The organism is Motilibacter deserti (assembly GCF_011250635.1).
In the GTDB taxonomy this organism is placed as follows: Bacteria; Actinomycetota; Actinomycetes; order Motilibacterales; family Motilibacteraceae; genus Motilibacter_A; species Motilibacter_A deserti.
This window is the reverse complement of record NZ_JAANNP010000001.1, coordinates 820,827-845,970: the sequence shown is the minus strand read 5'-3', so window position 1 is coordinate 845,970 and position 25,144 is coordinate 820,827. Positions and strand designations below refer to the sequence as shown.

The following is a 25,144-nucleotide window of genomic DNA, read 5'->3' as shown; positions in this document are numbered from 1 at the left end:
CGTGGGCGCGTTCCTCGGCCTGACCCTCGGGATCGGCCTCTTCCTCGTCTGGTCCGCGTTCGGTCCGCCCCGTCCCCCGCGCGTCCGCACGAAGCCCGCGCTGCGCGAGCGGCTCGCGGACATGCTCGCGCAGGCCGGCATCGAGTCGGTGACACCGCTGGCACTGATCGGCTCCTGCCTCGGGACCGGGCTCGTCGTCCTGCTGGCGATGCTGGTCGTGTCGCGCTCCCCGGTCGTGGCGCTCGCGTTCGCGCTGATGGCGGCGTACGCGCCGCTGGTGCTCGTGCGCTACCGGCAGCGCAAGCGCCAGTCCGACCTGCGTGAGGTCTGGCCCGAGGTCGTGGACAACCTCGCGTCGGGCGTACGCGCTGGGCTCTCGCTGCCCGAGGCGCTGGCCCAGGTGGGCGTACGCGGCCCCGAGCAGGTGCGTGCGCACTTCGTCCGCTTCGGCGAGGACTACCGCGCCACCGGCCGCTTCACGCAGAGCCTCGATCGGCTGAAGGCCTCGCTCGCCGACCCGGTGGGGGACCGGATCGTCGAGTCGCTGCGGATGGCCCGCGAGGTCGGCGGGTCCGACCTCGGCCGGCTGCTGCGGACGCTCTCCGGCTTCCTCCGCGAGGAGGCGCGTGCCCGCGCCGAGCTGCAGGCCCGCCAGTCCTGGACGGTCAACGGCGCCCGGCTCGCGGTGGCGTCGCCGTGGCTCGTGCTCGCGATGCTCTCGCTGAACCCCGACGGCGTCGACGCCTACAACAGCGCGGCCGGTGCGCTCCTGCTCGCGGGCGGGGGCGGGCTCTGCCTCGTGGCGTACCGGCTGATGCTGCGCATCGCCCGGCTGCCCGAGGAAGAGCGGGTACTGCGGTGAACGGCCTGCTCCCCGGCGCACTGCTCGGGCTGGTGGCCGGCTTCGGCCTCGTCACGGCGCTCTGGCGGCTACCCGTGTTCCGCCGTCCCACGCTGGACGACCGGCTCGCGCCCTACCTGCGGGACACGCCGCGTCAGTCACGACTGCTGCGCACCTCGCGCGCCGTCACGCCCTTCCCCACGCTCGAGCGCATCGTCGGGCCGTCCGTCGCCGACGCCGGGCGGCTCCTGGAGCGGGTCCTCGGCGGCAGCGCGTCGATCCGGCGCAAGCTCGAGCAGTCGGGCTCGGAGAAGACGCTCGACCAGTTCCGCGTCGAGCAGGTGCTCTGGGGTGCCGTCGCGCTCGCGCTCGCGCTGCTCGTCAGCCTGCTGCTGCTCGCCAGCGGGCGGTCCACGCAACCGGTGGTGCTTCTCGTCTTCTGCCTGCTCGCGGCCGCCGGCGGCGTCCTCGCCCGTGACTACCAGCTCGGCCAGGAGGTCACCCGCCGCGAGCGCCGGATGCTGCAGGAGTTCCCGACCATCGCCGAGCTGCTCGCACTCTCGGTCAGTGCGGGCGAAGGGGCAGTCGGAGCGCTCGAGCGGGTCACGTCGATCAGCAGTGGTGAGCTGACGCGAGAGCTCGGCCGCGCGCTCGCCGAGGCGCGCTCCGGGGCGAGCCTGGTCACCGCCCTGCAAGGCGTGGCCGCCCGCACCAGCCTCGCCCCGTTGTCCCGCTTCGTCGACGGCGTCGCGGTGGCCGTCGAACGCGGCACACCCCTCGCCGATGTGCTACGCGCCCAGGCCGCCGACGTCCGCGAGCTCGGCAAGCGCGCCCTGCTCGAGGCCGGCGGGCGCAAAGAGGTCGCAATGATGGTGCCGGTCGTCTTCCTCGTCATGCCCATCACCGTCGCCTTCGCGCTCTTTCCCGGACTGGTCACCCTCGACGTCGCGGGCTGACCGCTCCTTCCTTTCCTCCACGAGAAAGACACTCCCGAAATGCAGCTCGCCATTCTTGCCACCGCAGCGTTCATGCGCGCCTCCGACGCGATGACCGGCCGGCTCGGCCGCCGTGACCGCGGGGACGTCCCGGCCTGGGTCCTCATCACCGTCATGACCGCCGGCCTCGTCGTCATCATCTGGGGCGTCGCGAGCGAGCAGCTCCAGCAGATGTTCAACTCGGCGATGGACTCGGTGACGGGACCGGGCGCGGGTTCGTGAGGCCTGGGCCGGTCCCCGGCGCTCGGCCGGTCGCCGGGGCAGGACTGGGCGTGGGAGCCAGGTCGGCTGCCGAGGCTCGGCTCGGGGTGCGCGACGACTCGGGTGCGGCGCTGGTCGAGTTCGTCCTCGTCACCGCAATGATCGTGCCGATCTTCGTCGCGCTGCTCCAGCTCGGTGTCGTCCTGCACGTGCGCAACACGCTCACGGCCGACGCGGCCGAGGGCGCGCGCTACGCCGCGAACGCGGACCGCCGGCCGCAGGACGGCGCGGCCCACACCCGGCAGCTCGTGCGGCAGACGTTCGGCGACCGGCTCGGCCCGACAGTCACGGCGCGCCGCGTCATGCAGCGCGGCCTCCCGGTCGTCGAGGTACGCGTGACGGCCGACCTGCCGCTCGTCGGCTGGCTGGCCGGCGTCCCGGACGGTCTCACCGTCACCGCTCACGCCCTCGACGAGGAGGCGATCACGCCGTGAGACGCGCGCGTTGCGCTGCCCGCCGCCTGCACCGGGACGCGGCCTGTGAGGAGGGCAGCGCGCTGGTCGAGTTCTGCTGGCTCGGCGTGCTGCTCCTGATCCCGTTGACCTGGGTGCTGCTCGCCGTCTTCCGCGCGCAGGGCACGGCGTACGCGGTCACGGCCGCGACGCGCGAGGCCGGCCGTGCGTACGTCAGCACCTCGGGCAGCGGCACGGCGGCGCAGGCGCGGGCGGAGGCGCGGGCTGTTGCCGCCGCGTCGGTCGCCCTCCGCGACTTCGGCGCCGAGCTGGACCGGCGCGAGCTCGACATCACCGGCAGCCTGCGCCCGGGGTCGGCCGTCACGGTCGAGCTCACTGCCAGCGTGCCGCTCCCCTTCGTGCCGCAGTGGCTCGGCGGCTCGTCCGTGCGGGTCCATGGTCGGCACGTCGAGCTCGTGGACCAGTACCGATGACCGCGCCGGTACGGACGTCCGGACCAGTGCCGCCCTTGGGACCTGTGCCGAGGCCCCGGGCCACCTGCGATGTCGAGGCAGTAGCGATGTCCCGGCCAGTACCGATGACTAGTCGACGTCCCCGCGGTGACACGGGCACCATCACGCCACTGATCCTCGGCTTCGCCGTCGTCGTCATGGCCCTGATCGCCGTGGTCACCGACGTCTCGTCGGCCTACCTCGCCCGTCGCACCCTGGCCGGCGCCGCGGACTCGACCGCCCTCGCGGCCGCCGGGGGAGTGGACCGCGACCGGCTCTACGACGGCTCGCTCACGAGCCTGCCGCTCAGCGCCTCGGCGGCGCGCGCCCGGGCCGACCGCCAGCTCACGCGTACGCAGCTGCGGGCGAAGTTTCCCGACGCGCGCGTCGCGCGGGTCGCGCTCGACGAAAGCCGGACCACCGTCACCGTGCAGCTGGCCGCCACCGCGCGGCTGCCGTTCACCGGCATCCTCGGCTTCGGGCGCGGCAGCGTGCGCCTCACCGCGGCTGCCAGCGCACGCTCGCCGCTCGGGTAGCGGCGGCCCGGGCGCCGCCGGGTCGGGGACGGGGACGCGTCAGGGGCGGACATCGTCAGCGACTTGCCGCATCGGGCAACCCAGCTGCCCGGCCGACCGCGGGTCACGCCGCCCGCAGCCCCCCGAGCCCCGCCGGCAGCGCGGAGGAGTGCAGCACCCGCAGCCGCTGCGTCGGCCGCGTCATGGCGACGAACAGGTCGTTGACCCCGCGCGCCGACTCCGCCAGCAGGGCCGCGGGCTCGACGAGCACGACCGCGTCGAACTCGAGCCCCTTCGCCTCGGTCGCCGTCATCACGGACACCGCGGAGTCGAGGGTGGTCGGGCCGTCGCCCACGCTGCCCGCGGGCAGCGCGTCGCGCAGCACCCCCACCGCCCACTCCTGGTCCGCCCGCGACGTCAGCACCGCGAGCCGGCCGCCGTCGAGGTGGCCGAGCTCGTCGCGTACGACATCGAGCAACGCAGCCGCGTCGCGTGGCGCGACCGAGTGCGACGTCGGGTCCCAGTGCACGTCGCGCACCGACTTCGCCGCGGCAGCAGGGATCCCCGCCGCCTCGAGCACGTCGTTCGCGACCTCCATCACCCGACGCGGAGTTCGGTAGTTCACCGTCAGCTGCTCCTGGTGCCACCGGCCCTCGACGTAGGGGTCGAGCATCTCGCCCCACGACGACGCCCCCGCCAGCGCGCCGGTCTGCGCGATGTCGCCGACGACCGTCATGGACCGGGTGGGGCAGCGCCGCATGAGCAGCCGCCACTGCATCGGCGAGAGCTCCTGCGCCTCGTCGACGATCACGTGCCCGAACGCCCACTCGCGGTCCTCGGACGCCCGCTCCGCGACCGACAGGCTGGCCGCGTCGCTGGCGTAGCGGTCGAGCAGGTCGTCGGCGGTCAGCATCCCGGCCGCGCCCGACATGGCCAGCGCCTGCTGGGCGTAGTCCCGCTCGGCCTTGCGCTCGGCGGCGGCGCGCGCGGCGTCCAGCTGGGCCGCGGTGTCGTCGCTGCCCAGCAGCTCGGCCGCCTCGTCCAGCAGCGGCACGTCCGCCGGCGTCCACGCCGACCCCGGGTCCCGGCGCAGCAGCCGGCGCTCGGCGCGGCTCAGCCGCCCGTCCGCGGCGGCCGCGAGCTTGGCCGGGTCGGCGTACAGCTCGGTCAGCAGCTTCTGCGGGGTCAGCGGCATCCAGCAGAGGTTGACCTCGCGCCGCACGTCGCGCGACTCGCGCAGCTCGGCGAGCAGGCCGGGCCGGGTGTCCTCGTTCAGCTCCACGCGCTGGGCCGCCGCGAGCTGGCGGGCCAGCCGCTCCAGCACCGCCTTGACGAAGACGACGCGCGCCGCGTTGTGCGGCTTGCGGCTCGCCCGCGCCCGGTCGCGGGCGAAGACGACGTCGGCGGGGCGCAGCGTCACCTGGGCGCCGTCGACCGAGAGGCGCAGCGGCTTGCCCGGGACCCGCTGCCGGTTGCGCACCGCCTGCGCGACGACGTCCGCCATGCGCAGACCGCCCTTGACCGCCGCGGCGTCCGCCGACTCGAGGGCGGTGGCGTCCACGCCGGGGAAGAGCTGGCCCGGCGTCGAGAGCACGGCGCCGGTCTCGCCGAGGCTCGGCAGGACCTGCTCGATGTAGCGCAGGAACGCGCGGTTCGGCCCGACCACCAGCACGCCGGAGGAGGCGATGCGCTCGCGGTGGGTGAAGAGGAGGTACGCCGCCCGGTGCAGCGCCACGGCCGTCTTGCCCGTGCCGGGCCCGCCCTGGACGACGAGCACGCCGGGCAGCGGCGCGCGGATGATGCGGTCCTGCTCGGCCTGGATGGTCGTCACGATGTCGCGCATGCGGCCGCTGCGGCGCGCGTTGAGCGCGGCGAGCAGCGCGCCCTGCCCGGCGACCGCGGGATGGCCGCCGGCACTCGTGTCGAGCAGCTCGTCCTCGATGCCCGTGACCCGGCGCTGCTCGGTGGACAGGTGGCGGCGGCGCGCGACGCCGAGCGGGGTCGCAGCGGTGGCCTGGTAGAACGCGGCGGCGGCCGGCGCGCGCCAGTCGAGCAGGAGCTGGACGCGGTCGTCGGTCGACAGCCCCACCCGGCCGACGTAGTGGCTCGCGCCGTCGACCATGTCGAGCCGGCCGAACAGCAGCCGCTCCTCGACGCCGCGCAGCGTGGCGGCGCGCTCGGAGTACATCCGGACGAGGGCGTCGCGCTCGACCCGGGCCGCCGGGGTCCCCGCCGTGGGGGCGCGCTCGGCCTTGGCCAGCTGTGCGGACACCTCGGCGCGGCGCCGGTCGAGGTGCGCGTAGACCTCGTCCAGGTGCGCCTGCTCGGCTGCCGTCTCGCGGGCGACCAGCTCCGCCGCGGGGTGCGCCTCGTCCTGCTCCTCGGCCTGCACCTCGTCGAGCTCATCGTCCAGCCGGGGTGCCGGCACCGGGTCCGCCTGTACGCCGTTCAAGGAGCTCCTGTCGTCCTGGTCCACGGCGTCGACGCCGCCCCACATTGTCACCGGCCCGTGGCCTGACCGCGCGCTCTTTGCGCTCGGCCACCCGCGTGTCCAACAGCCCGACTTCGCCCCGTCATCCCGCCCGGCGAGCCCGGGCCGCGCCGCCCGAGTCTGCGACAGCCCACTGACAGCCGGATGACAGGCCGCCGGGCGACGCTCGGCAGGCGTCCGGCCGACCGGGCCGGCGCCCCGAGCCGGAGCCACCCGCGCTCGGCCCACCCTCCCGGAGGCCTCCCATGCTGTCCCGCCGTCTCGCCCTCCCCACCGCGCTCGCCGCCGCCGCCACCCGCCGCCGCCCCGGCCGCGGCGGCCACGCCTGCCCGGGTCGCCCCCGCCGTGGAGTGCGGTGCAGTCCTGACCACCAGCGTGCGGCTCACGACTGACCTCGAGTGCAGCGGCACCGGCCTGTTCGTCGGCGCCCCCGGCATCACGATCGACCTGGCCGGCCACACCGTCTCCGGGCCGGGCCGCGGGGTCGGGATCGACAACTACGGCGAGCACGACGGCGTGGTCGTACGCCGCGGCACCGTCCGCGGCTTCACGCATGGCGTCTACTTCGAGCGGGCTGCCGGCGGCCGGATCGACAGGGTCACGACCACCGACAACGCGATCGGCATCGCCATCGGACACGGCGAGGGCGTCGTCCTGGAGCGCGTCGACGCCAGCGGCAACGAGTTCGCCGGCATCGAGGTGATGTCGAGCGAGGACACGACCGTGCGGCGGTCCACGGTCAACGACAACGGCCACGGCGGCGTCATCGACCGCTACTCGACCGGCAACACCTATGAGCGGAACGAGCTCAACCGCAATGTGTTCTACGGGCTGCTGCTCTACCAGGCCGAGGACGCGGTCGCCGAGCGCAACCTCGCCGCCGACAACCGGTACGACGGGTTCGCCCTGGACTTCTGGACGGAAGGCGCCCTGCTCGACCGCAACGAGGCGGTCGGCAACGGCGAGCACGGGTTCCGCATCGACGAGCCGGGCAACCGGCTCGTGCGCAACCGCGCCACGGGGAACTCCGCGCTCGGCTTCTCCGCCCCGGAGGGCACCGTCGACCTCGGCGGCAACCGGGCCGCCGGCAACGCGGCGGGCGGGTGCACGTACCTCGACTGCTGAGGCCCAGGGGGACGGGGTGCGCCGGCTACTCGCGCAGCCGGCGCACCCCGCGGGCCGCCTCGACCCGGGAGCGCAGCCGCTCCACCAGGCCGTCCTCGTCCTTGACCGTGTTGACCCCGCGCAGGGCGACGTCCATGTGCCGGGTCATCGGCCGGCCCATGCCGACGTCCATCCCGTCGTAGTAGCGGGTCACGAGCCCGCAGCGGCGGCAGCGCCAGCGCAGCGTGACCGGCCACGGGCGGAAGCGGGTGAACTCGTGCGCGCAGCGGCCGCCCTCGTCCGGGTCCACGTCCTCCTCGGGCCACCCCACCACGTCACCCAGCGTAGGCGGATCGACAAAGCGCGCCCCGGCCGTACCCTTGTCCCTCGTGGCAGGCCCCGACTTCTCCGAACAGCTCAAGTCCCTCGACGCGACCCTGGTCAGCGTCGAGAAGGTGCTCGACCTTCCGGCACTGCGCCAGCAGGCCGCAGAGCTCGAGGAGCAGTCGGCTGCGCCCGACCTCTGGAACGACCCGGAGGCCGCCCAGAAGGTGACGAGCAAGCTCGCCCACCTGCAGGGCAACCTGCGCAAGATCGACGACATCCGGCGCCGCGTGGACGACCTCTCCGTGCTGTGGGAGCTGGCCGAGGCCGAGGACGACGCCGGCACCCGCGAGGAGGCCGAGGCCGAGCTCGAGCGGCTGGGCAAGGACGTCGAGGCCCTCGAGGTCACGACCCTGCTCAACGGCGAGTACGACCCCCGCGAGGCTCTCGTCACCGTCCGCGCCGAGGCCGGCGGCGTCGACGCGGCCGACTTCGCCGAGATGCTCATGCGGATGTACCTGCGCTGGGCCGAGCGCCACGGCTACAAGACCGAGGTCTACGACACCTCCTACGCCGAGGAGGCCGGCATCAAGTCGGCCACCTTCAAGGTCGACGCGCCGTACGCGTACGGCACCCTCAGCGTGGAGCAGGGGACGCACCGGCTCGTGCGCATCTCCCCGTTCGACAACCAGGGCCGCCGGCAGACCTCGTTCGCCGGCGTCGAGGTGCTCCCGGTCGTGGAGTCCGACGACCACGTCGACATCCCCGAGGACGAGATCCGGGTCGACGTCTTCCGCTCCTCGGGCCCCGGCGGCCAGGGCGTCAACACGACCGACTCCGCGGTCCGCATCACCCACCTGCCGACCAACATCGTCGTCTCCTGCCAGAACGAGCGCTCGCAGATCCAGAACCGCGCCAGCGCGATGGCGGTCCTCGCGTCCAAGCTGCTCGAGCGGCGCCGGCAGGAGGAGAAGGCCCAGATGGACGCCCTCAAGGGCGACAGCTCCGGCAGCTGGGGCAACCAGATGCGGTCCTACGTGCTGCACCCGTACCAGATGGTCAAGGACCTGCGCACCGAGCACGAGGTCGGCAACCCGCAGGCCGTGCTCGACGGCGAGATCGACGACTTCATCGAGGCCGGCATCCGCTGGCGCAAGTCCGGCGCCAACGCCTGATCGCGGGAGCCGGCGCGCCCAAGCGCGGTCGAGCGGGCTCAGGCCGGGCTCAGGTCAGCGCGAGCAGCAGCATCCACACGACGAACAGCGCGGCCGCGATGCCCGCGAGCAGCGCGGGCGACGGCCCGCCGGGCGGCTCCGGGCGCCAGCGCCGGCACGTGGGGCAGTTGCCCTCGTCCACCGGCGAGTTGCACGCGGCACACACGGGGCGCGGGCTGCGCCGGTCGTAGGCGGTGACCACAAGGCCCCTCTCCGCGAAGTCGTCCCGTCCAGTATTGCTCGGCCGGCACAACGCGCGGCTGAAGCCCAGCGTGCCCGGGATGGGCGGCCCCCGCACCTAGACTGGTGGAGTCGTTACACAACCGCCCCTCGACCGACTGGCTGCTACGTGATCCGTTTCGACTCCGTCACGCACGCCTACTCCAAGACCGCCCGTCCGGCGCTGGTGGACGTGGACGTGGAGATCGCCAAGGGCGAGTTCGTGTTCCTCGTCGGCCCGTCGGGGTCCGGCAAGTCGACCTTCCTCCGCCTGGTGTTCAAGGAGGAGACTCCGTCCAAGGGCTCGGTCTTCGTGGCCGGGCGCGACGTCGGCCGCCTCTCCTCGTGGAAGGTCCCGGCGCTGCGCCGGCAGATCGGCGTCGTCTTCCAGGACTTCCGGCTGCTGCCCAACAAGACCGTCCTGCAGAACGTCGCCTTCGCCCTCGAGGTCATCGGCAAGCCGCGCAGCACCGTCAAGAAGGTCGTGCCCGAGGTGCTCGAGCTCGTCGGCCTGTCGGGCAAGGAGAACCGCATGCCCGACGAGCTGTCCGGCGGTGAGCAGCAGCGGGTCGCCATCGCCCGCGCCTTCGTCAACCGCCCCGCGATCCTGCTCGCCGACGAGCCGACCGGGAACCTCGACCCGACCACGAGCGTCGGCATCATGCGGCTGCTCGACCGGATCAACCGCACCGGCACCACGATCGTGATGGCCACCCACGACGACGACGTCGTCGACCAGATGCGCAAGCGCGTCGTGGAGCTGGACGGCGGGCGGGTCGTACGCGACCAGTCCCGCGGCGTCTACGGCTACACCCGCTGACCCGCAGCTCTCCCGAACCACCTGTCTCGCAGAAAGGGCCTGATCCGTGCGCGCACGCGTCATCGCAGCCGACGTGGGGATCGGCCTGCGACGCAACATGACCATGACCCTCGCGGTGGTCATCACGACGTGGGTCGCGCTCGGGTTCTTCGCCGCCGGCCTGCTCTTCAGCCACCAGGTCGACACGATGAAGGGCGAGTGGTACGACAAGATCGAGGTCTCGATCTACCTCTGCACCGCCGAGCCGTCGGCCTCGACGGGCTGCGCGGGCGGTGAGACCACCGAGGCCCAGCGCGAGGACCTGCGCGCCCAGCTCGAGCGGATGCCCGAGGTGGAGCGGGTCTACTACGAGTCCAAGGCCCAGGCGTACTCCAACTTCAAGGACATGTTCGAGGGCCAGCCGATCGCGGAGAACGTCAGCACCGACGCGATCCCGGACTCCTTCCGCGTCAAGCTCGTCGACCCCACCCAGTACGACGTGATCGCCTCGCGCTTCCAGGGCGAGCCCGGCGTCGACTCGGTCGAGGACAGCCGTGAGCTGCTCGACAAGTTCTTCGCGATCGTCAGCCGGCTGCAGATCGGCGCCTACATCGTCGCGGGCGTCACCCTGCTCGCCGCGATGCTGCTGATCTCCAACACGATCCGGGTGATGGCGTTCAGCCGCCGCCGCGAGACCGGCATCATGCGGCTCGTCGGGGCGTCGCGGTTCTACATCCAGCTGCCGTTCCTGATCGAGGGCGCGCTCGCCGGCCTGGTCGGCGCGGGGCTGACCGTCGGCAGCATCGTCGCGTTCCAGCAGTTCATCATCGTCGACCAGGCGGTCCCGCAGCTGCCGGCGATCCCGTTCATCGGGTGGAGCGACGTCTGGGCGGTCGTCCCCTGGGTGCTCGGCCTGGGCCTGGTGCTCGCGTCGCTGGCCTCGCTCTTCACGCTCCGTCGCTACCTGCGGGTCTGACCCCGGCGCGGGGCGGCGCGCAGTCGGTCCCCTGCCGCCGCGTCGCACCCGCTGCCGCAACTGCTGTGACTTGTGAGACCGCTGTGACTACGGCGCGCCTCCACGCGCATGCGGCGCGGCGTTGCTATCAAGGGTTCCGCCTCTGCCCCCGGACAGACCCGGAGTCCCTCGCGTGCGCTTGCGTCCCGCCCTGCTCGCTGTGCTCCTGGCGGCGGTGTCGGTCGGCTCCCTGCCCATCGCCAGCGCCGACGACAAGGACCGCAAGCGCGAGGTCGACGCGTCGATCGACGCGCTGCACGACGACCTCGCCGACACCGCCCGCGAGCTGAGCGCCGCGGTCGAGGCGCTGCGCACCGCCGAGGCCAAGCTCGGCACCGCGCGCAAGCGCGTCGAGGCCGCCCAGACCGCGCTGGACCAGGCCGAGCGACGCGACGAGGCCATCGCGGCCAAGCTCGCGCTGGCCCAGGACGAGGAGGCGAAGGCCGAGCAGGACCTCGAGGACGTCCAGGCCGAGCTGGCCGAGGGGCGTACCACCGTCAACAGCATCGCGCGGCAGGCGTACAAGAGCGGGCGCATCGGCACGCTCTCGGTCGTCATGGGCTCCGAGTCGCCGGGCGACTTCACCGAGAAGCTCGTGCTGATGCAGGACGCGCTGCGCAGCCAGGGCCAGGCGCTGCAGCAGCTGTCGGCGACCCGGGCGGACATCCGGTCCCGGCAGGTGACGGTCCAGCAGAAGCGCGAGCTGATCGCGGACCTCAAGGCCCAGTCCGAGCTGAACGTCAAGGCGAAGGCCGCCGCCGAGGCCGAGGCCGAGTCGGCCCAGCGCGAGGTCGAGCAGCTCGTCGCGTCGGCGGCGTCGGCGAAGGCCGCGGTCGAGTCGCAGAAGGCCGACGAGGAGCGGCGCCTCGCCCAGATGCAGGCCGAGTCCGCCCAGCTCGGCGCGCTCATCAAGAAGCGGGCGGAGCAGGCGCGCCGGGCGGCCGCCGCCGCGGCGGCCCGCGAGCGCGAGCGCGAGCGCAGCTCCAGCAGCGGCGGCTCGTCCTCGAGCGGGAGCAGCGGCAGCAGCGGCAGCAGTGGCAGCAGTGGCGGGAGCTGGTCCAGCGGCGGCGGCGCCCTGTCGCACCCGGTGAGCGGCCCCATCACCTCGCCCTACGGCATGCGCGTGCACCCGGTCACCGGGGTCTACAAGCTGCACGACGGCACCGACTTCGGCGTCGGGTGCGGCACCCCGATCCACGCGGCCGCCGACGGCACCGTGATCTGGGCGCAGAGCCTGACCGGCTACGGCAACCAGCTCGCCATCGACCACGGCACGGTCAACGGCGTCGCGCTCTCGACGTCCTACAGCCACCAGGAGCGGTTCGCCGTCTCGGCCGGCCAGCACGTCAGCCGCGGCCAGGTCATCGGCTACGTCGGCTCGACCGGCTACTCGACCGGCTGCCACCTGCACTTCATGGTCTACGTCAACGGCGCCGTCACGAACCCGATGGGCTGGCTCTAGCCCGGGAGAAGGCACGCAGAACGCACGGTGAACGCCACGGAGCCCGGCCGGGCTCCGTAGACTTCGGTCACATGCGGTCTCTGCGCCGAGCGGCAGGGGTCGGCGGCATCGTCGCCGGGCTGCTGCTCGCGTACGCGGCGGGCCTGCTCACCGGCGCCCTGACCGACGGCGGCGGCTCGTCCGGAACGCCCACGGCCTCGCGCAGCGCCGACCCCGTGGCCGCCGCCGCCGACCGGATCGCGACGGGGGCTGCGCGCGACGTCGACCGCTCCACGCTCGAGCAGGCGGCGATCCAGGGGATGCTCGACGCGCTCGGCGACCGCTGGGCCAGCTACTACCCGCCGAGCGAGTACGCGTCGTTCGCCGACGCGCTCGAGGGCCGCTACACCGGGGTCGGCCTCTGGCTGCGCGACGCCGACGAGGGCGCCGGCCGCGTGGTGGTCGGCAGCGTCACCCCGGGCTCGCCGGCGGACGACGCGCGGGTCAGGGTCGGGGACGTGCTGCTCGGGATCGACGGGGAGGGGCCGGGGTCGGTCTCGCGCGCCGCGTCGCTGCTGCGCGGCCGCGACGGCTCGTCCGTACGCCTCGAGCTGGCCGGCGAGCGCACCGGCCGGCGGACGCTCACGCTGGTCCGGACGACGTTCGAGACCCGCGACGTGGCCGGGCGGGCCCTCGACGCGCAGACCCGGGTCGTCAGCGTCGGCGCGTTCACCCGGGGGGTGGGCCGGCAGGTCCGCGACCAGCTGGGGCAGGCCCGGCAGGACCACGACGCGCTCGTGCTCGACCTGCGGGGCAACCCCGGCGGCCTGTTGGACGAGGCGGTCGAGGTGGCCTCGGCGTTCCTGGACGGCGGCCCGGTCGTGAGCTACGAGCGCCGCGGCGAGCAGCCGCGCTGGCTGGACGCCGTGGGCGACGGCGACACGACCACCCCGCTCGTGGTGCTCGTCGACGCCGGGACGGCCAGCGCGGCCGAGGTCGTGGCGGCCGCCCTGCAGGACCGCGGGCGCGCGGTCGTCGTGGGGGCCCGGACGTTCGGCAAGGGGTCGGTGCAGGAGGGGGCCGAGCTGCCGGACGGCTCGGCGCTGGAGCTGACGGTCGGGCACTACCGGACGCCCAGCGGCCGCGACATCGACGGGACCGGCGTCACGCCCGACATCGCCGTGTCGCCACGGCAGGCGCCGGACGTGGCCGAGCGGCGCGCCGTCGAGGTGCTGCGCGGCCTACGGGCAGCGCGTACCCCCGCGCCCGTGCCGACGTCCAGCCGCGCCGCGCGCTAGCCTCGACCCCCTGATGGTCAAGGAACAGGGGCGCAAGAACATCGCCCAGAACCGCAAAGCGCGCCACGACTACGAGATCGTGGACACCTACGAGGCCGGCATGGTGCTGACCGGCACCGAGGTGAAGTCGCTGCGCCAGGGACGGGCCTCGCTGGTCGACGGCTTCGCCGAGGTGCGCGACGGCGAGGTCTGGCTGCTCAACGTGCACATCCCGGAATACACCGAGGGCACGTGGAACAACCACACCCCGCGCCGACCGCGCAAGCTCCTGCTGCACAAGCTGGAGATCCTCAAGCTGATCGGCAAGAGCAAGGAGACCGGCTTCACGATGGTGCCGCTCTCGCTCTACTTCAAGGACGGGCGGGCCAAGGTCGAGCTCGCCCTCGCCCGCGGCAAGCGGGAGTACGACAAGCGCCAGACGCTCATGGAGAAGCAGGCCAAGCGGGAGGCCGACCGCGCGGTGTCGGCGGCCCGGCGGCGCAACCGCGTCGGCTGACGGCCAGGAATAGGCGCAGCCCGCCCGGGGATTGGCACCCGGCGTGAGAGCTATCGCGTACGACCGCTTCGGCGGCCCCGAGGTCCTGCAGCTCGTCGACCTGCCCGAGCCGCCCGTCGGCCCCGACAGCGTCCTGGTCCGCACCCGAGCGTCCAGCGTGAACCCGGTGGACTGGAAGGTGCGGGAGGGCTATCTGCAGGCGCTGTTCCCGCACAACTTCCCGATCGTCCCGGGATGGGACGTGTCCGGCGTCGTCGAGCGCGTCGGGGCCGCGGTCACCGAGTTCGCCGAGGGGGACGAGGTCGTCGGCTACGTCCGGCGCGACGACGTCCAGTGGGGGACGTTCGCCGAGCTGGTGCCGGCGCCCGTGCGCACGCTGGCCAAGGCGCCGACGGCCGGCACCGGACTGGTCGAGGCAGCGGGGCTGCCGCTCGCCGGGCTCACCGCGCTGCAGTCGCTGCGTGCGGCCGGCGTCGGGAAGGGCGACACGGTCCTCGTCCACGCCGCCGCCGGCGGGGTCGGGACCTTCGCCGTCCAGCTGGCCCGGATCCTCGGCGCGCGGGTCATCGGCACCGCGGGCGAGTCCAGCGCGCAGCTCGTCCGCGACCTCGGCGGCGAGCCGGTGGCGTACGGCGACGGCCTCGCCGACCGGGTCCGGGAGCTCGCCGGCGGGCCGGTCGACGTGGCGCTCGACTTCGTCGGCGGGGAGGCGCTCGAGGTGTCGCCCGAGCTGGTGTCGGACCCGGGCCGCGTGGTGAGCGTGATCGACCCGGCGGTCAAGGACAAAGGCGGCCGGTACGTCTTCGTCCGCCCGTCCAGCGGCGACCTGGCCGAGCTGGTCGGCTACCTCGAGGCGGGGACGTTGCGCGTGGTCGTCGACGAGACGTTCCCGCTCGAGCGGGCGGCCGACGCGCACCGGCGCAGCGCGGAGGGGCACGTGCACGGGAAGATCCTCGTCACCGTGTGACCCGAACGAGCTGGTTGCCCCGGGTTGTCCGGCTCGCGCGGACACGGTAGGAAACGCCTATCGTGCCCGCCGGGCCGCCGGCCCCTCCACGGTGCACGGGTCCCTTTCGGGGGGTCGTATGCGCTTGTCTTCGGTCCGGGCATCCCGGGCCACCGTCTCCCTCGCCGTCGCGGGGGCGGTCGCCGTGCTGGGGCTGCCGTCGTCGACGTCGGCGGCCGCGCCCGCTGCGCCGGGTGGTGCCGCGCAGGTCGCCGTCCGCGAGGCGTCGCCGAGCTCGAAGCTGCCGGTCTACGACGAGTCCGGCCGCAAGATCGCCGACAGCGCGGCGGGCCTCGCCGCCCGCGGCGCGCTGCGGGCCCAGGGGCGGTCCTCCGCGGCGGCCGCGGACGACACGCCTGTCGGGACGATCCGCAGCTGGGTCGCGCTCGACGACTACAAGGGCAGGTACTACCTCAAGCGGTTCCAGCTGCGGGGGGTCGGCGACCACATCGAGGTGTGGGTCGCGGTCGGCTCGCAGCCGGCGGAGGACCCGTCGACGGACACGCAGTTCCTGCCGGGCGACTGCCGCAACAACCGGACCACGATCGGCCAGGAGCAGGTCGACTACCTGATCGACCAGTTCGACAACAACATCTACCCCCTCGAGACCGAGGTCTTCAGCGTCCCGGAGGAGCGGGCCGGCGCGGACAGCGCCATCGGCGACACCAGCGGTGCCGGGGACAACATCGTCACGCTCATCGACAACGTCCGCGACGAGCACTTCTACGACTACGACAACAGCCGGGCGCTCACCCAGATCGCCGGCTTCTTCTCCCCGGCGATCAACTCACTGACCGACCGCAACGTGATGACGATCGACGCGTTCGACTGGGCGCACCGCACCGGTGCCAACCCGCCGAACGAGCCCGTGCCCGGCAACAACTGCACGAGCGCTCCGGCCCGGCCGAACTTGTACGAAGGCGTCTTCGCCCATGAGTACCAGCACCTGCTGATGGGCTATACCGACCCCGACGAGTCCAGCTGGGTCAACGAGGGCCTGTCCGACGTCGCCGGCTGGCTGACCGGCTACTTCCGCCCGGCGGTCCCGGTCACCGACATCGCCTTCGAGAACCACACCCAGTGCTTCCTCGGCTGGCTCGGGACGTCCACCCCGGCCAACCCGAACCCGAGGGCCGAGTGCGGCCCGGAGAACAGCCTGACGCTCTGGGGCGACCAGGGCGAGGACGAGACGCTCGCCGACTACGGAGCCGCGTTCACGTTCTTCCAGATGGTCCACGACCGCTACGGGGTCGACGCGATCTCGCGGCTGCACAACGACGAGGACAACGGCTTCGACAGCGTCGCCAACATGCTCGAGGCCGAAGGGCGGTCCGCGACACCCGCAGACCTCGTGCACGAGTGGGCGGCCCTCAACGCGCTCGACGGCGTCCTGGACCGCTCTCCGACGGCGTACGGCTCCCTGAAGCGCCGCTACTCCACGCCATCGCTCGACTCGACCGTCAACTGGGACGAGAACGACGCGTACGACACCCCCGGCGCGCCGCCGAACGGCTCGGACTACGTCCGGCTGCGCAACGCCTCCGGCGCCTACCTGCGGGCCTCGGACGTCCAGTCGATCGACTTCGACGGCGGCACCAGCCTCGACTCGCTGCCGGTGCAGTGGACCGTGGACGCCGACCCGCCGGACCGCCCGGGCAACCCGGCGCTCTGGAGCGGCAACGACAACAACCTCGACGCCGCGATCATCCGCCAGGTGACCGTGCCGGCCTCGAGCCCGACGCTCAGCTTCGCCACCAAGTGGAGCACCGAGCCCGGCTACGACTCCGGCTTCGTGCAGGTCTCGACCGACGGGGCGCGCACCTGGACGAGCCTCGGCAACGCCGACACGGTGACCGAGCTCGATCCCGCTGCCGACCTCAAGCTGGTCGAGAACCTGCCCGGCTTCAACGGCGAGGGCGGTTGGAAGACCGAGACGTTCGACCTCTCGGCGTACGCGGGGCAGACCGTGATGCTGTCGTTCCGCTACATCTCCGACGTCAACACCAACGGCGAGGGCTGGTGGGTCGACGACGTCACGGTGGGCGGCACGCTCGTCAGCGACGGCTCGACGACCGCGGGGTGGTCCTCGCAGACCGAGCTCGTCCCGGTGCCTGTTTCAGGATTCACGGTTCAGGTGATCGGCTACGCCTCGGACGGGAGCAAGGTCGACCTGGTCGAGATGAAGCTCGACGACGAGCTCGACGGGCAGCTGCGCGGCGGGAAGATCCGCTCGCTCTTCGGCCCGTCGGTCGACACGGTCGCCGCGATCGTGACCTACGACGAGCCGACCGAGCAGGTCACGCAGCTGGCGCCGTACGAGCTGCGCGTCAACGGGGTCCTGCAGCCGGGCGGCTGACGCCGCTCTGTGCCTTTGCCACGCGGCTGACGCCGCCTGGCCCGCCCTCTCCGTCCGCCCTCAGCGGGCGGAGAGGGCGCTGCGCAGGACGACCTTGCTGCCCGGGACGACGACCGTGTAGCCCTTGCCGCCCTTCGGGGCCTTGAGCACGAAGCGGCCGAGGGCGTCCGTGCGGCTCGTCGCGACCTTCTTGCTGGCCTTCACCAGCGAGACCACGGTGCCGCGCTTCGCGGGCTTCACCGTGCCGGTGACGCGCAGCCCCTTGGCCTGGGCCGTCACCTTCGGCGCGACCTTGACCGTGACCGCGGAGCTGGACAGCGCGTCCAGGCCGCTGCCGCCCGCGAAGACCAGACGGTAGGTCGTCGTCGCCCTGGGCAGCTGGGAGAAGGACACGCTCCCGAGGCTGTTCGTGTACGCGGTCGCCACCCGGCCCCACGCCGACCCGGCGCGGCGCTGCAGGTCGACCCGCAGGCCGGGGACGCCGGCCTGGCCCGACGCCAGGGTGCCCTGCACGACCGCCTGCTTGCCGACGACGATGCTCGCGGCCCGCGCGGTCGCGGACAGGGTCGCCGTCGTGGCGGGTGCCGGCCCAGTGCCGGTCCCGGTGCCGGTCCCGGTGCCGGTCGAGGGGGCGGCCGGAGCCGCGGCCCCGCCGGCGGTGACGACCACCTGGGCCGTACGGCCGTCCTCCTGCTTGAGCGTGGCCTTCACCGTGCCGCCGGGCTTGCACGCGGCGCCGACGGTCGCGGCCTTCGGGGAGGTGGAGGCCGTGCGCGCGGCGGAGACCGTGCAGCCGGCGCCCGCCCACGAGATCGTCCAGCCCTGTCCGGAGCGGACCTGCGGCTTCACGCTCACGGTCGTGCCGTCGTACGCGCCGCCACTGAGCACCGGGGCGGGCGGGTCGTAGAGGAACGAGCTGTTGGCGGCGTTCCAGTTCTGCGCGAGAGCCGAACCCGGCTTCGGGTTCACGTTGAAGTAGTCGTCGCCGTTGCAGTCGAGCAGCTTCTCGTGCGTCGTGGGGCAGGACTGCGTGAGCTTGACGCCGGCACCGTCGACGTAGCACATGACGTCGGACTCGTCCGTGCAGTGGCCTGCCGCCGACTTGTGCGGCGCAAAGGACAGCACCGCCCCGAGCGTGTGGGTCAGCTCGTGCGCCTCGACGCTGTGGTCGCTCGCCGCCCAGCAGGGGGCGTCGACCCGGGCGTACTGCGGGAACCGGCCGTTGTTGGCGTTGCTCGACAGCGGGGTGTTGTCGGCGTAGACGTTGGCCACGCCGCAGAGGACGGCCGCGTCGGTGTAGAGCAGGTACTTGCGGTCCGGGCGGTTGTAGCCCATCGCCTTGAGCGCGCTGGTCAGCGCCGGGAAGCTGTCGTCGTCCTTCGCGCCGACCACGACGTGCTCGAGCACGAGCTCGCACGAGGAGTCGTGCACCCAGCGCACCTGGCGGCGTCCGCCGTTCTCCATGGCGCTGGCGAGCATGACCGAGTCGACGCCGGAGGAGTACGACCGCAGCAGGCCCGAGACGGCGGAAAAGCGGTCCGGACGGTCGCTCGCGACGACGTAGACGACCTGCACGCGGTTGCCGGACTGCCCGTCGTCGGAGCAGCCGATGCCCGCGCGGCCGGAGCTCACGCTGTCCGCGCCGCTGGCGACGGCGGCCGCGCGCTCGACGAGCGTCTCGGTCGGCACCTCGTCGTGGACGTCGATGCCCTCGGGCGCGGCGTCGCCCTCGTAGCCCTCGCTGTTCCTGCCGTGGGCGTTGACGCTCACGGCCGCCTCCGAGCGCGCCTTCATCGCGGCGTACGAGGAGTCGGCGGCGGCGGGGGAGCCGAGGCCGGCGGACAGGCCCGTGACACCGGTCGCGAGAGCCAGGATCCCGGCGGCCGCCGTGAGGGCGGCGGAGGCGGCGCGGCGCGAGGCAGTCACGAGGATGGGCCTTCCGGATGCGGCAGCAGGTCGACGACGAGCGGTTTCGGACCGTCGTGATCTGGGCATCGGGGGTGGCTCGACCGGCGCGTATCCGCCGTCCCGGTGAACGTGCGTCCGGGCAATCACCCGCCCGGGCTAGCAAGGGCGGACTGAAGGCCCGCAGGTGCCCGAGACGGGTGGCACTCCTCACCTAGGCTGGGCGTTCAGTCCCGGTGTGGGGGCTGATGGGAGGCCTTGGTGTCCGTGCGTGCTTCGTCCGTCCGGTCCGTTCGTCGGCGCGGGCTGGCGCTGCTGCTCGCGCCGCTGACCGCGCTCGCGCTGCTCCCCGTCCTCGGGCCGGCCGCGCCTGCGTCGGCCGTGACCTACGGGACCGTCGTGGGCTCGCCCGGGACGAGCGCACCGTGGGCGCTCAGCCTCTGGCGTGGCGCGAAGGCGACCGGCGCCGTCCGCTTCCTCTGCACGGCGACCGCCATCGCCCCGCAGGTCGTCGTGACGGCGGCGCACTGCGTGCAGCAGAAGGGCTTCTTCTACGTCGAGACCGATGCGAAGCGGCTCGGCCAGGGCGAGCGCGTGCCGGTCGAGGCCATCACCGACCACCCGGGCTACCGGTCCGGCCGCTTCCGCGACGACATCGCGGTGCTGCGCCCGCTCCTGCCGCTCGACCTGCCGTCGTACGCCACCGCGGGCAGCGCCGCGCTCGCGCGCAGCGTGAAGGCCGGCCGGCAGCTGTCACTGGGCCTCTACGGCTGGGGGCTGGACGAGCGCGACCGCATCGGCCGGCTCCGCTCGGCGACGCTGCGCACCGCTCCCGACGCTGTCGTCGACGTCTTCGGCCGCGCCTTTGCCGAGCGCTCGATGATCGCCGCCGGCCGCCCACTCGCCTCGGGCGGCTACGCCGGCGGCTGCAACGGCGACAGCGGCGGCCCGCTCGTGGTCGGCCGCGGGAGCACTCGCTACCTCGTGGGCGTGACGTCGTTCGGCGCCGAGGGATGCGACCAGGACCTGCCGACGGTCTTCACTAGCGTCGGCGACTACACCCACTGGCTCTCCACGGCGGCGAGCTCGCTGCGCCGCCTTGCCACGACCGCCAACCGGGCACTGCCGGTCGCGACGCGCGCGCCCGCCCTTCGAGGCGACGCGGTGGTCGGCGGCGCGGTCACCTGCGACCCCGGGGCCTGGACCGCGAACGCGACCCGGGTGACGCAGGCGTGGTTCCGCGGCCAGGTGCGGCTCGAGGACGCCCCGGTCCACCAGGTGGTGCCGCAGGACGCCGGCGCGACCCTGCGCTGCGTCGTCACGGCCGTCTCCGGGGCGGGCAAGGCCACCCGCACGCTGCGGGTCGCCGTCCCCGCGCTCTCGCGGACCGCCTGAGCACGGGAGATCGCTGGCCGGGCGGGGAATGGCCGGGCTAGACTGTGCGTTGCACCACGTGTCCGGGCTCCGGCTCCGGTCGGTGTCTTGACAACTGCACAGGGGGTGATTGGTCTCGACTTCGGATGTCGAGCCAGGGGAAGCGGGTCGAGGATCCTGGGATGATCTCGTTAACCATGCCCAGGAACCAATAGGTGCCAATTCTCAGCGCACCGTTGCTCTCGCTGCCTGACGTAGCGTAGAGCGACTGCAAGCCCGGGGGTGCTCCCGCTCCGGTCGCTTGCATCAGCTAGGGGGCTTCACCGTCGCACCCGGTCACGGGGTGCGGCGGGACATCAAACAGTGACTGAGCCCGTCGACAGGTCTGCTCGTGGACCGGTCGGGGCCGAGAAAATCGCCTCACGAGATGCACCCGGAGAAGCCCTGGTTCCACGACGAAGGACGCGGGTTCGATTCCCGCCACCTCCACAGACAGACCGCCACGATGCCCGCCGCACCTGCTTTGGTGCGGCGGGCATCGTCGTGCGTACGCGGACGGCGGCCACCAGCGCCTGGTGGCCGCCGCTCGTCGTCCCGGTAGCTTCAGGCCCGGGCGAAGAACACGTACTCCGCCGCGTACGGCACGCCGCGGGTCTCCCCGTCCTGGCACGCTCCGGTGGGCGCGAGCCCGCCCTTCGTCTCGAGCCGCTGGATGTAAGTGACGGCGCCGAAGACGCCGCTGCCGCGCGTCCGGGTCGCCTTCAGCAGCAGCTGCGCGATGGCGCCGGGGACGGGGGAGGAGGCGACGGCCGACCCCTCGACGAGCGAGCCGTCCTGCGTCGACTCCCAGCTCGGGCCGCGGAAGTGGATCGCGGTCCTGGAGCCGTGGCCGAGGACCGCGGCGGGCTCGAGGAACGTCCACGTCCCGGCCGTGCACTGGTAGACCTGCACGCCCTTGGCGTCCATGGTGGCGACGGCGCGGTTGCCGGCGGGCACCCGGACCGCCTCCGGCACCTTGTGCTTGCCGCCACCGAGCGCCGTGGGGCTCGCGGCGGGCGCCGCGGCGGTCGAGCTGTCGGCGCCGACTCCCGCGGCGGCGAGCAGGGCCACCGCGCCGAGCCCGAGCGAGAGAGCGCGACGGCCGGGAAGCATTGCCAGCATGAAGGCCTCCAGGAGCTATGGGTGACGGCAGTCGGACGGCTGCGTCGCTTCGCGACGCTAGTGACGGAAAGCTGCGCAGTCATCGGCTGGAGCCCGAGACCTTTCTCGGGCGCCGTGGCCGGTGCTCGCCCCCTGCTCGCGTCCTGTGAGCGGGAATCTGCCTCTGGATCAGTCCCCGTTCCTGTGCGACGTTGTCCGGGCGCCGCAACGACGCGGCGCCCGGAAGAGGGGAACGCCATGAGGACGACGCTCGGGAAGAAGCTCGGCAGGACGACGGCTGTCGCCTCGGCCGCGGGGGTGCTGGCCTCCGGCGCGCTGGTCGCGCTGACCGCGCAGCCGGCTGCGGCCGGCCCGCTCTGCTCGGTCGGCCGCATCTGCGGCAACGTCACGAACTCGGGCAGCAGCTACTACTCGCTCACCCTCACCTGCAACTGGAACGACCAGTGGGGCGCGAGCCTCGTCGTCGCGCCCGGGCAGAGCGGCCGGAGCAAGGGCTGTGCCGACGTCGACGGCTACTACGTGCCTTCCAACCGGACCGTGGAGGAGCGGGCGTACGCCCCCTCGGGCTGCTCGTGGAACTGCTCGGTGATCTGGATCAAGCGTGGCAGCGGCTGGCACAAGATCACCGACCTGCAGAGCCCGGTGCTCCGCGTGCGGTAGCCCGGCGGCGCCGCTCCCGCTGTGGCGTGCCGATGACGCCCGACGGCGCTCCACACCTCCTCGCGGCGTGATGCATCGCACGGAAGCCGGTCGACGGCCGGGGCGTTGTGTCCTGTGACAGCGGGGAGGAGCGCGTCGCACCCCCAGCGAGGCGCACACCTCGAGTCACCGAACGCGGGCACGGCCCGCACAACGTGGAGGAATCGGCATGACGAGCGCGACCACGACCGCCACCGTCCCGGCGGTGGACGAGGCTGTCAGCGGGCTCGCCCCGCTCAAGGTCGCCGACCGGTGCGACCAGTGCGGCGCCCAGGCGTACATCCGCGTGCGCATGCCCTCGGGCTCGGAGCTGCTGTTCTGCGGCCACCACGGCCGCAGCCACGCCCCCGCGCTGGCGGCTCAGGGCGCCGACGTCCGGGACGACACGCACCTCATCAACGGCTGACCCCGAAGCCCGCACACGACGGCGGCGTCCACCCTCTGCGGTGGCCGCCGCCGTCGCCTTTCTACCCCTGCACCGCTGCCCGTGCGGCGATGAACGCAGCCACGCAGGCGCGCACGTCCTGCTCGGAGTGCGCGGCCGACAGCTGCACGCGGATCCGGGCGCGCCCTTGCGGCACGACCGGGTACGAGAACGCGATCACGTAGACCCCCTCCGCGAGCATGGCCTCCGCGATCCGGCCCGCCAGGACCGCGTCGCCGAACATCACCGGGCAGATCGGGTGCTCGCCCGGCAGGACGTCGAAGCCGGCCTCGGCCATGAGCGCGCGGAAGAGCGACGTGTTGTCCCGCAGCGCCTCCCGCTGCTCGGTGGTCCCGCTGACCAGTTGGATCGCCGCGAGCGATCCGGCGACGACCGCCGGGGCGACCGCGTTGGAGAAGAGGTACGGCCGGGAGCGTTGGCGGAGCAGCTCGACGATCTCGGCTCGACCGCTGACGTACCCGCCGGACGCGCCGCCCAGCGCCTTGCCGAGCGTGCCGGTGAGGACGTCCACCCGGCCCTGCACGCCGAAGTGCTCCGGCGTCCCGCCGCCGGTCGCCCCGACGAAGCCGACGGCGTGCGAGTCGTCGACGAGCACCATCGCGTCGTAGCGGTCCGCCAGGTCGCAGATCTCGTCCAGCGGCGCGAGGTAGCCGTCCATCGAGAAGACGCCGTCGGTGGCGATGAGCCGCCGGCGGGCTCCGGCTGCCTCCTCGAGCCGGGCCTCCAGGGCGGCCATGTCACGGTTGCCGTAGCGCAGCCGCCGTGCCTTGCACAGCCGGATCCCGTCGATGATCGACGCGTGGTTGAGCTCGTCGGAGATCACCGCGTCGCGGTCGTCCAGCAGCACCTCGAAGACCCCGCCGTTGGCGTCGAAGCCGGAGGAGTAGAGGATCGTGGCCTCGGTCGACAGCAGCTCGGAGATTCGTGACTCCAGCTTCGTGTGCTGGGTCTGCGTGCCGCAGATGAACCGGACGCTCGCCATCCCGAAGCCCCACTGGTCCAGGGCCTGCTTCGCCGCAGCGATCACGGACGGGTGGTCGGCCAGCCCGAGGTAGTTGTTGGCGCAGAAGTTCAATACCTGGCGGCCCTCCCCGGGGCCTGTCACGACGTGGGACGACTGGGGAGAGGCGAGCTGGCGTTCATCCTTGTAGAGCCCGGCGGCCCGGATCTCGTCCAGCGTCTCTCGCAGCTGCTCACGCACGGTCCCGTACATCAGATCTCCGTCCAGTCCAGCACGACCTTGCCGTGCGCCCCGCCCCGAGCAGTCGCGAAGGCCTCCGCCCAGTCGCGCGCCGGCACGCGGTCCGTGACCACCGCGGAGATGTCGAGCCCGGACCGCAGCAGCGCGCTCATCGCGTACCAGGTCTCGAACATCTCCCTGCCGTAGACGCCCTTGATGGTCAGCATGTGCGACACCACCTTGGCCCAGTCGACGCTCACCTGTTCGCTCGGCAGCCCGAGCACCGCGATCCGGCCGCCGTGGTTGAGGTTCGCGACGATGTCCGGCAGCGCCGAGGGATGGCCGCTCATCTCCAGCGCGACGTCGAAGCCCTCCACCATCCCGAGCTCGCGCTGCGCCCGCGCGATCGCGTCCGACCCGGCCGTCCTGGAGACGTCGACGGCGAGGTCCACGCCCATCCGCCGGGCCAGCTCGAGCCGCGGTGCGCTGACGTCGGTTATGACGACGAACCGGGCGCCGACGTGGCGGCAGACCGCCGCAGCCATGAGCCCGATCGGCCCGGCACCCGTGATCAGCACGTCCTCACCGACGAGCGGGAACGACAGCGCGGTGTGCACCGCGTTGCCGAACGGGTCGAAGACGGCGGCGATGTCGAGCGCCTGCTCAGTGCGAGGCAGGCCCACGTGGGCCCACGTGTTGGCCTCCGGCAGCACGACGTACTCGGCGAACGCCCCGTCCCGGTTGACCCCGATGCACGACGGGCGGACGCACAGGTGCCGGCGCCCGGCCCGGCAGTTGCGGCAGGTGCCGCAGACCACGTGGCCCTCGCCGGAGACGAGGTCGCCGACGCGCACGTCCTGCACGCCCGGCCCGACCGCCACCACCTCGCCGCAGAACTCGTGGCCGGGCACGAGCGGGGCGGCCACCGCGTTGGCGGCCCAGGCGTCCCACGACTCGATGTGCAGGTCGGTCCCGCAGATGCCGGTACGCAGCACCCGCACCTTGGCCTCGTGCTCGCCCGGCTCGGGCTCGGGCCGGTCGACGAGCTCTAGCCCCGGCGCGGCCGCAGCCTTGTAGAGCGCCTTCACCTGACCTCCGGCC

General features: G+C 73.2%; 25 protein-coding genes and 1 other RNA gene. 19 read left to right on the top strand and 7 right to left on the bottom strand.

Annotation, left to right across the window (positions count from 1 at the left end; all coding sequences use genetic code 11):
* Position 1: 1 nt before the first annotated feature.
* From G9H71_RS03950 to G9H71_RS03925, 6 genes are all read left to right on the top strand, one after another.
* Complete coding sequence (locus G9H71_RS03950) at positions 2 to 862, top strand: type II secretion system F family protein (protein ID WP_166278092.1); 861 nt, start codon at positions 2 to 4, stop codon at positions 860 to 862.
* Positions 859 to 1,797 (top strand): type II secretion system F family protein, encoded by a 939-nt coding sequence (locus G9H71_RS03945; RefSeq protein WP_166278089.1) that lies wholly within the window; start codon positions 859 to 861, stop codon positions 1,795 to 1,797. Before G9H71_RS03950 ends, G9H71_RS03945 begins: the two co-directional genes overlap by 4 nt.
* Positions 1,798 to 1,869: 72 nt before the next feature.
* Complete coding sequence (locus tag G9H71_RS03940; RefSeq protein ID WP_166279065.1) at positions 1,870 to 2,058, top strand: hypothetical protein; 189 nt, start codon at positions 1,870 to 1,872, stop codon at positions 2,056 to 2,058.
* Positions 2,059 to 2,108: 50 nt separating this feature from the next.
* On the top strand, positions 2,109 to 2,531 hold the full coding sequence (locus G9H71_RS03935) for a TadE family protein (RefSeq protein ID WP_166278086.1): 423 nt from the start codon (positions 2,109 to 2,111) through the stop codon (positions 2,529 to 2,531).
* A complete protein-coding gene (locus G9H71_RS03930; RefSeq protein ID WP_166278082.1) occupies positions 2,528 to 2,983 on the top strand; it encodes a hypothetical protein in 456 nt (151 codons plus the stop codon). Before G9H71_RS03935 ends, G9H71_RS03930 begins: the two co-directional genes overlap by 4 nt.
* A 104-nt stretch (positions 2,984 to 3,087) precedes the next feature.
* Positions 3,088 to 3,537, top strand: a complete 450-nt coding sequence (locus tag G9H71_RS03925) for a pilus assembly protein TadG-related protein (RefSeq protein WP_166278079.1) — start codon at positions 3,088 to 3,090, stop codon at positions 3,535 to 3,537.
* Between the two features lie 103 nt (positions 3,538 to 3,640).
* On the opposite strand, the gene G9H71_RS03920 is transcribed toward G9H71_RS03925, so the two are convergent.
* Positions 3,641 to 5,968 carry a HelD family protein gene (locus G9H71_RS03920; protein WP_231134008.1) on the bottom strand — a complete coding sequence of 776 codons (2,328 nt, stop codon included), beginning with the start codon at positions 5,966 to 5,968 and terminating at the stop codon, positions 3,641 to 3,643.
* Positions 5,969 to 6,382: 414 nt separating this feature from the next.
* Between G9H71_RS03920 and G9H71_RS03915 the strand changes: the two genes are divergently transcribed.
* On the top strand, positions 6,383 to 7,132 hold the full coding sequence (locus G9H71_RS03915; protein WP_166278076.1) for a right-handed parallel beta-helix repeat-containing protein: 750 nt from the start codon (positions 6,383 to 6,385) through the stop codon (positions 7,130 to 7,132).
* Between the two features lie 25 nt (positions 7,133 to 7,157).
* On the opposite strand, the gene G9H71_RS03910 is transcribed toward G9H71_RS03915, so the two are convergent.
* Positions 7,158 to 7,445, bottom strand: a complete 288-nt coding sequence (locus tag G9H71_RS03910; RefSeq protein ID WP_166278074.1) for a hypothetical protein — start codon at positions 7,443 to 7,445, stop codon at positions 7,158 to 7,160.
* 55 nt (positions 7,446 to 7,500) lie between these two features.
* On the opposite strand from G9H71_RS03910, the gene prfB reads away from it, so the two are divergent.
* Positions 7,501 to 8,610 carry a peptide chain release factor 2 gene (gene prfB / locus G9H71_RS03905; RefSeq protein WP_166278071.1) on the top strand — a complete coding sequence of 370 codons (1,110 nt, stop codon included), beginning with the start codon at positions 7,501 to 7,503 and terminating at the stop codon, positions 8,608 to 8,610.
* Between the two features lie 49 nt (positions 8,611 to 8,659).
* Here the strand turns inward: prfB and G9H71_RS03900 are convergent, their stop codons facing one another.
* Positions 8,660 to 8,851 carry a hypothetical protein gene (locus G9H71_RS03900; protein ID WP_166276088.1) on the bottom strand — a complete coding sequence of 64 codons (192 nt, stop codon included), beginning with the start codon at positions 8,849 to 8,851 and terminating at the stop codon, positions 8,660 to 8,662.
* A 147-nt stretch (positions 8,852 to 8,998) separates the two neighbouring features.
* Here G9H71_RS03900 and ftsE point away from each other — a divergent pair, with 147 nt between their 5' ends.
* From ftsE to G9H71_RS03865, 7 genes are all read left to right on the top strand, one after another.
* Positions 8,999 to 9,688 carry a cell division ATP-binding protein FtsE gene (ftsE, locus tag G9H71_RS03895; protein ID WP_166278068.1) on the top strand — a complete coding sequence of 230 codons (690 nt, stop codon included), beginning with the start codon at positions 8,999 to 9,001 and terminating at the stop codon, positions 9,686 to 9,688.
* A 46-nt stretch (positions 9,689 to 9,734) separates the two neighbouring features.
* Complete coding sequence (gene ftsX / locus G9H71_RS03890) at positions 9,735 to 10,643, top strand: permease-like cell division protein FtsX (RefSeq protein ID WP_166278065.1); 909 nt, start codon at positions 9,735 to 9,737, stop codon at positions 10,641 to 10,643.
* Positions 10,644 to 10,815: 172 nt separating this feature from the next.
* Positions 10,816 to 12,144 (top strand): peptidoglycan DD-metalloendopeptidase family protein, encoded by a 1,329-nt coding sequence (locus tag G9H71_RS03885; RefSeq protein ID WP_166278062.1) that lies wholly within the window; start codon positions 10,816 to 10,818, stop codon positions 12,142 to 12,144.
* Between the two features lie 71 nt (positions 12,145 to 12,215).
* A complete protein-coding gene (locus G9H71_RS03880) occupies positions 12,216 to 13,421 on the top strand; it encodes a S41 family peptidase (RefSeq protein ID WP_166278059.1) in 1,206 nt (401 codons plus the stop codon).
* Positions 13,422 to 13,434: 13 nt separating this feature from the next.
* Complete coding sequence (gene smpB / locus G9H71_RS03875) at positions 13,435 to 13,917, top strand: SsrA-binding protein SmpB (protein ID WP_166278056.1); 483 nt, start codon at positions 13,435 to 13,437, stop codon at positions 13,915 to 13,917.
* 43 nt (positions 13,918 to 13,960) lie between these two features.
* Positions 13,961 to 14,884 (top strand): NADP-dependent oxidoreductase, encoded by a 924-nt coding sequence (locus G9H71_RS03870; protein WP_166278053.1) that lies wholly within the window; start codon positions 13,961 to 13,963, stop codon positions 14,882 to 14,884.
* Between the two features lie 118 nt (positions 14,885 to 15,002).
* Positions 15,003 to 17,279: a choice-of-anchor J domain-containing protein gene (locus G9H71_RS03865; protein WP_166278050.1), complete on the top strand. Its 2,277-nt coding sequence runs from the start codon at positions 15,003 to 15,005 to the stop codon at positions 17,277 to 17,279.
* Positions 17,280 to 17,339: 60 nt separating this feature from the next.
* Here G9H71_RS03865 and G9H71_RS03860 read toward each other — a convergent pair whose 3' ends face one another.
* Positions 17,340 to 19,205, bottom strand: a complete 1,866-nt coding sequence (locus tag G9H71_RS03860) for a hypothetical protein (RefSeq protein WP_166278046.1) — start codon at positions 19,203 to 19,205, stop codon at positions 17,340 to 17,342.
* 240 nt (positions 19,206 to 19,445) lie between these two features.
* Between G9H71_RS03860 and G9H71_RS03855 the strand changes: the two genes are divergently transcribed.
* Both G9H71_RS03855 and ssrA read left to right on the top strand, forming a co-directional pair.
* Positions 19,446 to 20,579, top strand: coding sequence for a S1 family peptidase (locus tag G9H71_RS03855; protein ID WP_166278042.1), 1,134 nt, complete (start codon positions 19,446 to 19,448; stop codon positions 20,577 to 20,579).
* A gap of 101 nt (positions 20,580 to 20,680) precedes the next feature.
* Positions 20,681 to 21,050, top strand: a transfer-messenger RNA (tmRNA) gene (gene ssrA, locus G9H71_RS03850).
* A gap of 111 nt (positions 21,051 to 21,161) precedes the next feature.
* Here ssrA and G9H71_RS03845 read toward each other — a convergent pair.
* Positions 21,162 to 21,719: a DUF3455 domain-containing protein gene (locus G9H71_RS03845; RefSeq protein WP_231134005.1), complete on the bottom strand. Its 558-nt coding sequence runs from the start codon at positions 21,717 to 21,719 to the stop codon at positions 21,162 to 21,164.
* Between the two features lie 237 nt (positions 21,720 to 21,956).
* On the opposite strand from G9H71_RS03845, the gene G9H71_RS03840 reads away from it, so the two are divergent.
* Positions 21,957 to 22,379: a hypothetical protein gene (locus G9H71_RS03840; RefSeq protein ID WP_166278039.1), complete on the top strand. Its 423-nt coding sequence runs from the start codon at positions 21,957 to 21,959 to the stop codon at positions 22,377 to 22,379.
* Between the two features lie 208 nt (positions 22,380 to 22,587).
* On the top strand, positions 22,588 to 22,824 hold the full coding sequence (locus tag G9H71_RS03835) for a DUF7455 domain-containing protein (protein WP_196791534.1): 237 nt from the start codon (positions 22,588 to 22,590) through the stop codon (positions 22,822 to 22,824).
* A gap of 61 nt (positions 22,825 to 22,885) precedes the next feature.
* Here G9H71_RS03835 and G9H71_RS03830 read toward each other — a convergent pair whose 3' ends face one another.
* Positions 22,886 to 24,076, bottom strand: coding sequence for a glycine C-acetyltransferase (locus G9H71_RS03830; RefSeq protein WP_166278037.1), 1,191 nt, complete (start codon positions 24,074 to 24,076; stop codon positions 22,886 to 22,888).
* The gene (gene tdh, locus G9H71_RS03825; RefSeq protein WP_166278034.1) at positions 24,076 to 25,131 is read right to left on the bottom strand and encodes an L-threonine 3-dehydrogenase; all 1,056 of its coding nucleotides are present in this window, start codon (positions 25,129 to 25,131) and stop codon (positions 24,076 to 24,078) included. Before tdh ends, G9H71_RS03830 begins: the two co-directional genes overlap by 1 nt.
* Positions 25,132 to 25,144 lie beyond the last annotated feature (13 nt).

What these genes read in the sequence shown, in the direction of transcription:
- G9H71_RS03940 (WP_166279065.1), top strand. Translation starts at nt 1,870, where the DNA reads ATGCGCGCCTCCGACGCGATGACCGGCCGGCTCGGCCGCCGTGACCGC.
- G9H71_RS03925 (WP_166278079.1), top strand. Translation starts at nt 3,088, where the DNA reads ATGACTAGTCGACGTCCCCGCGGTGACACGGGCACCATCACGCCACTG.
- G9H71_RS03880 (WP_166278059.1), top strand. Translation starts at nt 12,216, where the DNA reads ATGCGGTCTCTGCGCCGAGCGGCAGGGGTCGGCGGCATCGTCGCCGGG.
- smpB (WP_166278056.1), top strand. Translation starts at nt 13,435, where the DNA reads ATGGTCAAGGAACAGGGGCGCAAGAACATCGCCCAGAACCGCAAAGCG.
- G9H71_RS03865 (WP_166278050.1), top strand. Translation starts at nt 15,003, where the DNA reads ATGCGCTTGTCTTCGGTCCGGGCATCCCGGGCCACCGTCTCCCTCGCC.
- G9H71_RS03845 (WP_231134005.1), bottom strand. Translation starts at nt 21,719, where the DNA reads ATGCTGGCAATGCTTCCCGGCCGTCGCGCTCTCTCGCTCGGGCTCGGC.
- G9H71_RS03840 (WP_166278039.1), top strand. Translation starts at nt 21,957, where the DNA reads ATGAGGACGACGCTCGGGAAGAAGCTCGGCAGGACGACGGCTGTCGCC.
- G9H71_RS03835 (WP_196791534.1), top strand. Translation starts at nt 22,588, where the DNA reads ATGACGAGCGCGACCACGACCGCCACCGTCCCGGCGGTGGACGAGGCT.
- G9H71_RS03830 (WP_166278037.1), bottom strand. Translation starts at nt 24,076, where the DNA reads ATGTACGGGACCGTGCGTGAGCAGCTGCGAGAGACGCTGGACGAGATC.